Annotated in this window: 7 protein-coding genes; 6 read left to right on the forward strand and 1 reads right to left on the reverse strand. The window is 66.8% G+C overall.

The window, feature by feature from the left end; all coding sequences use genetic code 11:
* Nucleotides 1-117 precede the first annotated feature (117 nt).
* The 6 genes from GEV28_RS24740 (at nt 118) to GEV28_RS24765 (ending at nt 11,874) form a co-directional block, all read left to right on the forward strand.
* A complete protein-coding gene (locus tag GEV28_RS24740; protein ID WP_291414597.1) occupies nt 118-4,119 on the forward strand; it encodes a DNA methyltransferase in 4,002 nt (1,333 codons plus the stop codon).
* Nucleotides 4,116-7,808: a DISARM system helicase DrmA gene (drmA, locus tag GEV28_RS24745; protein WP_291414598.1), complete on the forward strand. Its 3,693-nt coding sequence runs from the start codon at nt 4,116-4,118 to the stop codon at nt 7,806-7,808. The genes GEV28_RS24740 and drmA overlap by 4 nt, the downstream gene beginning before the upstream one ends.
* A gap of 93 nt (nt 7,809-7,901) precedes the next feature.
* Nucleotides 7,902-9,923 carry a DUF1998 domain-containing protein gene (gene drmB, locus GEV28_RS24750; RefSeq protein ID WP_291414600.1) on the forward strand — a complete coding sequence of 674 codons (2,022 nt, stop codon included), beginning with the start codon at nt 7,902-7,904 and terminating at the stop codon, nt 9,921-9,923.
* A gap of 28 nt (nt 9,924-9,951) precedes the next feature.
* Nucleotides 9,952-10,668 (forward strand): DISARM system phospholipase D-like protein DrmC, encoded by a 717-nt coding sequence (drmC, locus tag GEV28_RS24755; RefSeq protein ID WP_291414606.1) that lies wholly within the window; start codon nt 9,952-9,954, stop codon nt 10,666-10,668.
* A gap of 28 nt (nt 10,669-10,696) precedes the next feature.
* The gene (locus GEV28_RS24760; protein WP_291414602.1) at nt 10,697-11,218 is read left to right on the forward strand and encodes a helix-turn-helix transcriptional regulator; all 522 of its coding nucleotides are present in this window, start codon (nt 10,697-10,699) and stop codon (nt 11,216-11,218) included.
* 17 nt (nt 11,219-11,235) lie between these two features.
* On the forward strand, nt 11,236-11,874 hold the full coding sequence (locus GEV28_RS24765; protein ID WP_291414603.1) for a nucleotidyl transferase AbiEii/AbiGii toxin family protein: 639 nt from the start codon (nt 11,236-11,238) through the stop codon (nt 11,872-11,874).
* A gap of 125 nt (nt 11,875-11,999) precedes the next feature.
* On the opposite strand, the gene GEV28_RS42510 is transcribed toward GEV28_RS24765, so the two are convergent.
* A complete protein-coding gene (locus tag GEV28_RS42510; RefSeq protein ID WP_367115174.1) occupies nt 12,000-12,149 on the reverse strand; it encodes a hypothetical protein in 150 nt (49 codons plus the stop codon).
* Between the last annotated feature and the right edge of the window lie 191 nt (nt 12,150-12,340).

Genomic DNA, 12,340 nt, shown 5'->3' on the forward strand with positions numbered 1-12,340 from the left:
CCTCCCAACCGCACCTCAGGGGAACGTGACGCAAACCAGCCACAAGCACGTGACCAAACAGAACCTTCCGCTCCCCAACGTGACCAGAACATTGAATTCCGGGGAGGCGGAACAGTCATGAACCGGAAGTTCGCTCCCGCGGCCAACGACCTGCACCGCGGGTGGCTGGAACTGGTGGACACCGACGGCCCGTTCCTGGCCGTGCCCGCGCTCAAACGCGTGTGGCCGCAAGGGATGCCGCAACCCGATGCCGACGCGGTCACGGCGCTGCGGGACGCGAAGCCCGCGTTCGAGAAGGCATGGGAGAACTGGGACAAGCACAAAGAAGACCAAGCGGCGGTGGAGTTCTACCGTGAGGCGCGGGATGTGTGGGTGGACGTCGTCCTGCGCGAGGTGCTGGGCTGGGGTGAGCTCTACGGGACCACGACGGCCGGGCTCGAAGTCCGCTCCCCCAACCATGCGGTCACGGTGCGACCGGACGGCGCACTGGTGCACGGGGACACGACCGGCGCGCTGGTCCTGGTCGTCGACCCGGTCGAGTCGCTGCGTGACCCACTCGACGACAGCTGGGCCGCAAGCCCCGTCGACCGGCTGGAAGAACTGCTGCGGGCGGCCAGGATCCCGGTCGGGGTGGTCACCGACGGGCGCTGGTGGGCGATCGTCAGCGCCCGCGAACAGACCATGGTCGCCTCGGGCGTCGTCGACGCACAGACCTGGATCGAGGAACCGCAGACCCGCAACGCGTTCATCGAGTTGCTTCAGCGCCGCCGTCTCGTCGGCGGCAAACCCGGGGACCGGCTGACGGAACTGTTCGGTGAGTCGGTCGCCGCCGCCGAGGAGATCACCGAGGCGCTGGGCACACAGGTGCGCCGCGCGGTCGAACTGCTGGTGCAGGCGCTGTCCGAAGCGGCGCTGGGCACCACCCCGGACCCGTTGCCCGCCAAGCGCGCGGACGTCTACGAGGCGGCCGTGACGGTCCTGATGCGGGTGGTGTTCCTGCTGTTCGCCGAGGAGCGCGGCCTGCTCCCGCAGGGCAGGCTGTTCGCCATGGGCTACGGGATCACCGACGAGCTAGACGCCCTGGACACCCGCGCCCGCGAGGAGGGCAGCGAAGCGCTCGACGCCACCCACCTGACCTGGCACCGGCTGCTCGCCACCTCGCAGGCGCTCTACCACGGCGCGTCCTTTGAGGACCTGCGGCTGCCCTCGTACGGGGGATCACTGTTCGACCCCACCCGCTTCGGTGGCTTCCTCACCGCACGCGGGGAACGCGCCACACTGGCGATCACGGTCAGCGACCGGGTCATGCTCGAAGTGTTGAAGGCCGTACAGATCGCCAAGCTGCCGGGACAGCCGGCGCGACAGATCTCGTTCCGCGACATCGACGTCGAGCAGATCGGCTACATCTACGAAGGTCTGCTCGGCTACTCCTGCGCCGAGGTCGACGAGGTCACCGTCGGCCTGATCGGCAAGCCGGGTGAGGAACCGGAAATCCCGCTCACCGACCTGGAAGGAATCTTCGGCACGTTCCACCAGGACACCAGCCGGGCTAACGAAATCCTGTCCTGGGCAAAGGAAAACCAGCCCGCGGCCACCCCGCCGAGCAAGGCTGCGCTGACCAAGGCCATCCGCACCAGCGGCGACGTCGAGGACGCCGAACGTGCGCTGCGCGCCGTCACCACCGACGCCGCACTGCGCGACCGGCTGCGCCCGTTCATCGGGATCATCCGCCGCGACCTGCGCAACCGCCCACTCGTCGTGCAGCCGGGCGGCGTGATCGTCGTCGAGACGCCGTCACGCGCCTCGGCGGGCGCGCACTACACCCCGCGTTCGCTCGCCGAAGAGGTCGTCCGGTACGCGCTGGAACCGCTCGTGTTCGATCCCGGTCCCCATCAGTGCCCCGAGGACGAGGGCTGGGAACCGGTGTCGTCGGACCGGATTCTGGATCTGAAGGTCGCCGACATCGCCTGCGGTTCAGGCGCGTTCCTCGTCGCCGCCGCGCGTTACCTCGCCGCCCGGCTGGTCGAGGCGTGGCACCGCGAGGAAGTCGCGCACGGGACCCCGCACGATCTCCAGATCCGGGCGATCCGGACCGTGGTGGCGACCTGTCTCTACGGCGCCGACATCAACGGTATGGCCGTGGAGATGTGCAAGCTGTCGCTGTGGCTGGTCTCGCTCGACTCGAAGCTGCCGTTCTCTTTCGTCGACGACAAGGTCCTGCACGGCAACTCGCTACTCGGCCTGACCGACGTCCGGCAGCTCAAGCTCAAGCACATCGACCCGGACAGCGCCACGGGACAGCTGAGCGTGTTCGAACTGGACGTGGACGGCGTACTCGCGCAAGCGACCCGGCTGCGACAGCAACTCGCCAACGAGGTCAACGACGACGACCCACAGCGCTCGGCCGCAACAAAACGGCGGCTGTGGCGCAAGTTCAATGAGGTGACCGCCCAGCTCACCGACGTCGCGGACGCCGTGGTCGCCGCCGGGCTGCGGCTGGGCGGCAAGCCGGGCAAGGCACTGCGTGAGGCGTACGGAAACCTGAGCTACGCCGTCGGTCTCGCTTACCCCGGCCCCGGCGAGCCCCCGAACCGCGCGATGCTCGACGGCATACTCGGCGCCGGTCTCACGCCGACCGTCGAAACGGACTACGACCGCTGGGAGCCCCTGCACTGGATCCTCGCCGTGCCGGACGTGATGGAACGCGGCGGCTTCGACGCCGTCATCGGCAACCCGCCGTTCGTTACTGGATCGAAGATCACCGGCGCAATGGGCACCAATGTGCGCGACTGGTTCGTCGACATCCTTGCATCTGGGCAACGTGGCAGAGCGGACCTCGTTGCCTATTTCTTCCTACGCGCCACTTTTCTACTGTCAGGGCAGGGCAACCTCGGTCTCATTGCAACAAACACGGTCGCGCAGGGCGACACCCGTGAGGTCGGACTTGATCGAATGGTGAATAAAGGCTTCACAATAACCCGAGCGATCCAAAGCAGATCATGGCCCTCTAACAGCGCTAGCCTAGAGTATGCCGCCGTGTGGGGGACCCAGCGCAAAGTCGCAGCAGGGATCCCACGCGTGGCAGATGAGATCGAAGTGCGGCGGATCTCGACACTCCTGGAGTCAGTCGGGCGAATCGACGGCCTTCCTAAAAGGTTGTCGCAAAGTCAGGGTGTCACCTTTGAGGGCTGCAAGCCGTATGGAGCTGGCTTCGTGCTCACGCCCGAAGAAGCTGCGTCATGGATCGAGACTGACTCAAAGAACGCCGACGTTCTATTTCCATATCTTACCGGCGAGGATCTTAATTCCCGTCCAGATGGGTCCGAATCTCGATGGGTGATCGACTTTTACGACCGTTCGGAAATTGCCGCCCAGATTTACAATTTGCCATTCGATCGACTATCTACACAGGTCAAAGCAGAGAGGCAAAAAGCTAATCGCAAGGTCCTTCGCGAACGATGGTGGCAATACGCAGACAAACGACCAGCGATGCGGAAGGCGATTGCGGATCTTAACGAGGTGCTCGTCCTCGCTATCACAAGCAAGACCGTTATACCGCTGAGGGCACCTACAGGGCATGTGCTTAGCAGCACTCTTGTTGTTTTCGCGACAGACTCTTTTGGGGATCAGGCGGTGTTGTCGTCGAGCCTGCATCAGATGTGGGCGATCAAGTACGGGTCCGGGATGCGCAACGACCCACGCTACACACCGTCCGATGTGTTCGAGACCTTCCCCCGGCCGGAACCGATTGAGCGGCTGGCCGTGATCGGGCGCACGCTGGACAGCGAGCGGCGGGAGGTCATGCTGCGGCGGGATCTCGGGCTGACCAAGCTGTACAACCTGGTCAACGACCCGGACACGCCCGACTCCGCTGACGCGGACGTGGCGCGGATACGGGAAATCCACGTCGACCTTGACCAGGCCGTCATGGACGCCTACGGCTGGGGCGATGTGCCGCTCGAGCACGGCTTCCACAGCTACCGCCAGATGCGGAGGTGGACGGTCAGCCCGGCCGCGCGGGTGGAGATCCTGGACCGGCTCCTCGAAGAGAACCATCGCCGTGCCGCCACCCAAGGCGAAGCACCGGCCCCGGCCGAGGAAGAAGGGGACGACGAATGACCGCCCCCCATGACAAGCAGCCGGAGTACCAGCTGGCGCGCGAACCGGACGGGCGGTCCTGGACGGCGCGGGAGAACCTCCTGGACATCCTCGAACGCGAGTTGCTCGGCCCGGCGAACGGTCCCGACGAGATCCTGAACGGCGTGCCCGACGTCGCCTACCTGATCGGCCGAATCGCGCCGGTTCGGCTGAAGGCCGGCACAAGCGACCCGAGGGACGCGGACTCCGACGACGCCGCGACGGATGTCGGTGACGCGGTCGACGCCGAGGAGAGCCGGGGTGTGCCGGTCACCGCCGTGGACGAGAGCGGCGCGGGTGCGGACGAGGACACCGTCGAGGACGAGCCGCAGAAACGCGGGCTGATGATCCCCGCGTCGATGGGGCTGCGCTGCCAGATCCCCGACGACCTGGCCGAGTTCACCGTGACCACGTCGTGGGGTTTGTACGAGCCCATCAAGGAAAAGAGCGAGGACACGTCCACAGGCCGCCGCTACCGGCGCACCCCCATCGAGATCGCCAAGTTGGTCACCGTCGCGAAGCTCGACCCGGCGGGCACCACGACGATCCATCTCAGGGACGAGGTCGTCCTGCGGGTCGACCGGTACGACGATCCCGAACGCGGGTGCCGTCTGATCGAGGTGGCGTTGTGCAACGACCGGGAGACACCCCGCAAGATCCCGGTCAACGCCTGGCTCTACCAGACCAAGCTGACCGTCACCGCCGGTGGCGCGGCAGCGTTCCTGCCGGTCACCGACGCCCTGGCGGACACCTGGGCCGAACGGGACGACGAACTGCGGCGGCTGAAGCTCCAGTATCGCGACCGGTTGGAGTTCGCCATCGGGCGCACCTGCTCGGTCGACTGGACGATCGCCGACAACGCGCGCCGGGCCAGCGAGGTCCGCACGACCTGGCTGCCGACCTGCCAGACACCGCAGACGACGGCCGAGGAGATCGGTGAAGCGCTGCTGGACATGAAGGTCCTGGCGACAATCGAGAACCTCGACCAGCTCCGGGCCGGGTTGGAACCGATCGTCGCGGGCTACACGTCCTGGCTCGACGGCCAGCAGCAAGAGGCTGACGCGTTGCCGGAGCACCTGCGCGGCGAAGGCCAGGACGCGGTCAGTGAAGCCCGCCGGGTGCGCCAGCAGCTCACGGACGGCGTGGCGCACCTGCTGGGCAACGACGAGGCGTTGCGCTGTTTCCGGTTCATGAACCAGGTGATGGCCGATCAGCGCATCCAGTCGCAGGTCGCCCAACTGCGCGCGGCAAACCCGAAAATGAGTGTGGACCAAGCCCAGGCAGCCGTGCTCGACGAAGGCCCCAAAGCCCACTCGTGGCGCACGTTCCAGCTCGCGTTCGTGCTGATGCAACTCCCGCAGCTGACCGATCCGGCCGCCGGGAAACGTTCCAGTGATCTCGCCAAGGCCCAGCTGCTGTTCTTCCCCACCGGTGGTGGCAAGACGGAGGCGTACCTCGGTCTCGCCGCGTACACCTTCGCCATCCGGCGGCGCCAGGGCGTGGTGTCCACACCGGACGGTCCGCTGGACGGCGGCACCGGGGTGGCCGTCCTGATGCGGTACACGCTGCGACTGCTGACCGCGCAACAGTTCCAGCGCGCGACCGCGCTGATGTGCGCGGCCGAAATGGCGCGGATCAACGATCAGGCCACGTGGGGCAGTGAGCCGTTCCGGATCGGCCTGTGGGTCGGGACCGACGTCAGCCCCAAGCGCTACGACGAGGCGGCGGCTCAGCTCGAGAAGGCTCACGAAGGTCGCGGGTACCGGCTCACCGTGTTGCAGATCCAGCGCTGCCCCTGGTGCGGCAGCAAGATCGGCGCGCGGGACGTCCGCGCCGACGCAGGAAAGCGCCGGGTGTACGTCTACTGCGGGGACGATCTGGCCGGCTGCCCGTTCGCCGAAGGCGGGGCAGCGGGCGAGGGTCTACCCGTGCTGACCGTCGACGAGGAGATCTACCGGCTGGCGCCGGCGTTCCTGATAGCCACCGTCGACAAGTTCGCCCGCCTGGCCCGGGAGGGCGAAGCGGCCGCGCTGTTCGGCTACGTGTCCAGGCGCTGTGAACGCCACGACTTCGTGCACGCCGACTACAAGCACTGCGACATCAAGGACGGCAACAAGCATCCGGCCACAAAGGACGGTCTGCCCGCCGCGGCGGTTCGCCCCGCCGACCGGCTGCGCCCGCCGGATCTGATCATCCAGGACGAGCTGCACCTCATCACCGGCGCGCTCGGCACGACGGTGGGCCTGTTCGAGGTGGCCATCGACGTGATGACCGCGTGGCGCACCGCCGACGGCCGTCCGGTGCGGCCGCTGCTGGTGGCCTCGACAGCGACCGCGCGCAACGCACCCGACCAGGTCAGGGCCCTCTACGGTCGCGATGTCACGATCTTTCCCCCGCAGGTGCTCGACGCCGGAAAAACGTTCTTCTCCAAGGAGGAACCGGTCTCCGAGAAGTATCCCGGCCGGCGCTACGTCGGCCTGAGCACCACCGGGGTCCGGCTCACCACGGCGGAGATCAGGGTCGCCGAAGTCCTGCTGGCCGCCGGACAGCTGCTGCTGGACCGTTCCGGCGAGGCCGCCGACCCGTACCTGGCGCTGGTCGGCTATTTCAGCGCGACGCGCGAGCTGGCCGGCATGGCCCGGTACCTGGGTGACGACATCCAGACCGCGCTGGCCAAGCGGCGGCCGTGGTCCCTGCTGCCGCGCCGGACCGGCACGAACTACGGCGAGCTCCACCGGGCCGAGCTGACATCGCGGGTGTCGAGTGCCGACATCACCGCGACACTGGACCAGATGGCGGTGAAGTTCGACCCCCGCTTCGACTCCACCGCGGGCAAGCGAGAGCTGAGCGCGCTGCGGGAGGCCAAAAAACCGGTCCTCACGCGAGAGGTAAGCCCCTTTGACGCGATCCTGGCCACGTCGATGCTCCAGGTCGGCGTCGACGTCACCCGGCTCGGGCTGATGCTGGTCGTCGGTCAGCCGAAGAACACCGCCGAGTACATCCAGGCGTCCTCACGTGTCGGCCGTGACCCGAACCGTCCCGGACTGGTCGTGTCGCTCGGCAACTGGGCGCGACCGCGCGACCTGGCGCACTTCGAGCAGTTCCGGCACTACCACGAGACGTTCTACGCCCAGGTCGAGGCACTGTCGGTCACGCCGTTCTCGGTGACGTCGCTGGAACGCGGTCTTGACGGAGTACTGGTCAGCGCCGCCCGGGTACTGCAAGCCGCCCAGGCGCAAGGGCTTTCGCCAGAACACAGCGCTGGCCGGATCGAGGCGGAGCGGGACTTCGCGGTCGAGCTGATCGACGCGTTGGTGAGCCGGGTGAAGCGCGCGTCCGACGAGGACTCGGCGGACCGGGCGCGGCACCGCCTGCACAACCGGCTGGACCAGTGGACCGATCGGCGCAAGTACCTGGCCGACAACAGAAAGTCGGTGGTGTACGAGCGGGTCACCGACGACGGGCGGCACGGTCCGCTGATGATCAGCGCGGAGAACGCCCGGTCGCTGGCCGACAGCAGGGACAGCGCGCCCTTCGTCGTCGCCAACTCGATGCGTGAGGTGCAACCGGAGATCAACCTGCTGGTCAGCCCGATCAAGGAGAACCTCGTCTACATCGCACCCCCGGGCACACCGAAGTGGGACCTGCCGACCGGAGGCACGGATGAGTGACAATGGCGGAGCCCCACTCATGCGTGCCGACCGGCAGTTTCCATGCGGGACACCCGCACCCGAGGGAGTGTCCCGCAAGACACAGGAGCCGTCGTGACCCGATTTGTCCACGACGCGACCAACACCGTGGATCCGTTGGGAGACGCGGACAAGGAAGCGGACAAGGCCACCAAGCACAACCGCGCCAAGGTCGGCTCGGGACGCCCGTCGTCGCTGCTCTACACCTACGGTCCGGGCGCGATCATGGACCTTTCCCAGTTCACGATCATGCCCACCGGTCTCGACGACTGGGACCGGATCTGGAACCGCCGCGACGGTGTCCCCCAGATCCGCGCGCCGCGGCTGCGTGAGGTGGTGGGCAGAATGCTGCAGTCCCGCGACGTGCAGCTGCGCCCGCACCCCTGGCAACCGAAGAAGAGCAGCCTTTCCAGCGAGGGCAACGACCTCGGGGTGCCGGCGCGGGTGTTCCCGCAGTGGCTGCGCTGCACGGGATGCGACATGCTCGGCATGCTCTCGCAGTTCGACTACCACAACACCCATCCCTTCCGTACCGACCTGGCCTGCTTCGAGCACGGCAAGTGCACCGGCCGGACCGGCGACAAGACCCGCAGGACGGCCCGGCGCAGCGCGGTCCCGGCGCGCTACCTGCTCGCGTGCGTCAACGGGCACCTCGACGAGTTCCCGTACGAGGAATGGGTCCACCACGGTAAACCCTGCACACAGGCGCAGTTCCCGGCATTGAAGATGGTCGACCGGACGGCCGGGAAAGGCGCGTCGGCGGTGATCGGCTGTGCCTCGTGCGGGCTGCGCAGACCGATGAACGAGGCACAGGGCGAGGCCGGGAAGGCCAAGCTGCCCCGCTGCCGGGGCCGCCACCCGCACCTGGACGCGTTCGAACCAGGCGGCTGCCGCAATGAGACCAGGCTGATCCTCGTCGGCGCCTCGAACCTGTGGTTCCCGGCGACACAGTCGATCATCGTGATGCCGGAGTCCGACGAGGAGCAGACCGGTGAGCTAGCCAACCAGATCCGGGTCGCCCTCGGCGAGAAACTGGCCAAATACCGTGACAATCTCGACCTGCTCCGCGATCTCCTCGACAGTGCCAAGGTCGACGTGACCGCGCTGTCCGACGACGACCTGAGCCAAGCCGTAACCACCGCGTCGGCGCCGCTCGCCTCGGTGGAGGAGCAGGAAGCCTGGCTCCGCGACTGGGACCCGGTGGACCTGCTCGTCCCCGAATGGCGATACCTGCTCAAAGACCCGCAGGGCGATCACCACGGTGATCCGGTGAGTGGTCTCACACTGTCCAAACGCGACCGTGACCCTGATCTGCAACCGGAGATCACCAGGGTTCTGGCCGTCGAGCGGCTGCGCAAGGTCAACGCCCTCGTCGGCTACACACGCATCGACGACATGGATCGGGTCGGTGACCTGCCGCAGCGGCTGGCTCCGCTGACCCGAACGTCCCGGCCCGCCTGGACGGTCGCGACCGAGGATCGCGGCGAGGGCATCTTCCTCCAGCTCGACGAACAGAAAGTGGCTGCCTGGGAGCGGCGGATACTCGCGACGGACGTGTGGCACGCGCACCGTGACGCGCACAGCCGCAACTTCTACCGCCGCTTCTCCGACACCGCCAAGGACGTCGATCCCGACACCCGGCTCAAGCCGCCGCGCTACTGGCTCGTCCACACCTTCGCCCACGTGCTGATCCGCGGGCTGGCCATGACGTGCGGTTACTCCGCGGCGAGCCTGAGCGAACGGCTCTACGCATGGCCGGAGGCAGACGGGCGGTCGGCGGCAGCGGGGCTGCTCATCTGCACCACCGCGTCCGACAGCGACGGCACCCTCGGCGGGCTCGTGCAACTGAGCGAACCCGCCCGCCTGGAACGGGTCGTCACGGCGGCGCTTTTCCGGGCGACGCGATGCTCGTCGGACCCGATCTGCGCGATGCGCAAACCGCAGGACCCCGAGGACTTCCTGCACGGCGCCGCCTGCCACTGCTGCGTGATGGCGTCGGAGACCTCCTGCGAACGAGCCAACCGGTTCCTGGACCGGCGGTTCCTCATCGACCTGCCCGGCGGCAGCGGCCTCGGCTTCTTCGGACGCGCCGATTGACGCCGGGGCGGCGAGGCAGCTGGGGCAGCTGCTCACCGGAACCGAGGCCAAGGCGATCGCCGACCGGCTGACCGACGGCGACACACTGACGGCCGCGCTGAAAGCCGTCTCCGCCGGACGACGCGCAATGATCAGATCACTCATGGCGGCGGGGTCCGCGCCCTGCATTGTCTCCGTGCTGCGGGCCGTGGAGGGGGCACGATCGGCGCCGACTGCTCTCGACCCGCTCTGGACCATGCCCGGCCACCTCGCCCGAGGTGGCGCGCTCACCAGCTCAGTGCCTTATCTCGTGGACAACGCACGCCAGTCCGTCACCTGCTCCACGTTCAACTTCCAGCGCTCATCGGGACTCTGGACAGCGCTGCGGCGAGCGGCCTCGCGGCCGGAACTCACCGTGCGTGTGTACCTCGACACCGCCGCGGCGGACCAGCGGCCCACGCCATGGTCGCCCACCACGACCGAGGTAGCGGCGCAGCTGCGACCTGGAACCGTCCTGCGGACGAAGGAGTTCGACGGCACCCGCGTACGCAACCACGCGAAGTTCCTCGCGATCGACCACCGGTTCCTGCTGGTGACCAGTGCGAACTTCTCGTGGAGCGCGGAACACGGCAACGTCGAGTTCGGTGTGCTCATCGACAACCGCAACCTCACCGAGGCCGTCGAACACGAGCTCGCCCAGGCCGAGGACCTGCTCTACGAACGTGTTCCCACGCCACCGGTTGATCGGCGACCGTCACCCGGGTAACGTATCCCATCGGATACATGGAGGGATCATGACGGATGTAGCCGAGCTGCTGACCCTGGCTCGGCGTGCCGCAGGGCTGAGCCAAGAAGAGCTTGCAGGTCGAGCTGGCACGTCGCGAACGACGTTGTCAGCCTACGAGCACGGCCGAAAGTCGCCCACTTCTGACACGGTTTCGCGGCTACTGGCGGAGATCGGTCTCGAACTGACCGTTCGCCCCCAAGTGGAGGACGTCGAACACACGACACCGCAAGGCCGCACCGTGACGACGCTGAGCCATCTCCCTCGGCTTCCTCTTGACCAAGCTTTCGCCACGGTGACGCTGCCCATCCATCTGAACTGGTCCCAACCGGGTCGACAGTTCGATCTGTCGAACCGCGCTGAACGGGCGCGCGTATACGAGATCGTTCTACGGGAAGGCGGTTCCGAAGACATTTACAGGTACGTCGATGGCGCGCTGTTGATCGACCTGTGGGACCAACTGGTCATCCCTCGCGCCGTTCGAGCAGCCTGGGCTCCTGTAGTTGAAGCTGATGCCAACAGGGCCGCATAGTGTCTGCGTCTCAACCGGTGACGAGCCTGACCGGCTTCCAGATCGAGGTGGCACAGCTCTTTTTCAGCCTGTCGACCAGCCGAGGATTCCTGCTGGCAGGCGGCGCCGCCCTGGCAGCACAAGATCTGACGAACCGTCCGACGCAGGACCTCGACTTCTTCACAGGACCAGACAGCGGAGACGTTGCCGCGGCGCGTGACGGCTTCGAGCAAGCCGCTCAAGCTCAGGGATGGACTGTGAACCGGGTACGCGACGGCACGACATTTTGCCGACTCATCGTGTCCGGATCCGACTCCCTCGTTGTCGATCTAGCGCTCGACACCCCGCCCAGCCGACCACCAACAGCCAGCTTCATCGGACCGACTTTCGACCTTGAAGAGCTGGCCGGCCGCAAGACGCTGGCCTTGTTCGACCGCGCCGAGGCACGCGACTTCACCGACGTCTACATACTGACCAAGCGCTACGGCAAAGAACTACTTCTCGCCCGTGCGGCCGAAGTAGACCTCGGATTCGACAGAGCGATATTCGCGCAGATGCTGCGCACGCTCACCCGCTTCGACGACAGCGAATTACCCGCCACAGACGACGACAAAGCAGTTGTCCGAGTGTTCTTCGCCTCCTGGGCAGCCGAGCTTGCGGGAGACGCGGGACTATGAACCTCGACAACGGGCCGCGAATGTGGAGCGCGGAACACAGCAATGTCGAGTTCGGTGTGCTCATCGACAACCGGAACCTCACCGAGGCCGTCGAACGGGAGCTCGGCCGGGCCGAGTTTCAGTTCTCAAGACTCCAGCACTCGGTCAAGGCGGTGGTTGATGAGTTCGATGTCGAAGGGCTCGGGTTCGCCGCCGTCCTCGCCAGGACGGGTTCCTTTCCCAGCGACGCAGCGCGGGTACGTCACGTCGGTTTCGGCGTCGTGGATCTTCTCCACCTCAACGGTGTGCCGCCAGCTGTCGCCGAAGTCGTACAGGTAGCTCGCGGTCAGGGCGCTGCGCAAAGTCGTTTCTGCTGATCATGGTGTGTGTTGAGGGTTTTGGTGCAGGCGGAGGATGGTGAAGATCAGGTGTGGGTTGTTGCGGATCTTTCGGATGGTGGCGGCGATTTTGGTGTGCCCGGTTTGAC

The organism is Actinophytocola sp. (genome assembly GCF_009379765.1).
Taxonomy (GTDB): Bacteria; Actinomycetota; Actinomycetes; order Mycobacteriales; family Pseudonocardiaceae; genus Actinophytocola.